Below are 255 nucleotides of genomic sequence, written 5' to 3'. Positions count from 1 at the left end.
CCGAATCCAGCTTGGCAGACCTGGCCGAGCGCTACAACATCAGCCGCCAAACGGCCAGGAAGTGGAGGAACCGGGAGGACGTGCAGGACCGCTCGCACCGCCCGCACAAGCTCAGCACCACGCTGACGGAGGGGCAAGAAGCCATCGTGGCCGAGGTGCGCCGCCTGACGCTGATTCCACTGGACGATCTCTTGGTGGTAGTGCGTGAGTTCATCAACCCGGCCGTCTCTCGCTCGGGGCTGGATCGGTGCCTGC

Annotated in this window: 1 pseudogene; it reads left to right on the top strand. The window is 65.5% G+C overall.

Annotated elements, in window-relative coordinates:
- Nucleotides 1-255 (top strand): annotated as a pseudogene (locus ACG02S_RS26350) (IS481 family transposase); the annotation flags it as partial.

Origin of the sequence: Pelomonas dachongensis (assembly GCF_043555865.1) — a bacterium.
In the GTDB taxonomy this organism is placed as follows: domain Bacteria; phylum Pseudomonadota; class Gammaproteobacteria; order Burkholderiales; family Burkholderiaceae_C; genus Pelomonas; species Pelomonas dachongensis.
This window is presented reverse-complemented; position numbering and strand designations above follow the sequence as displayed.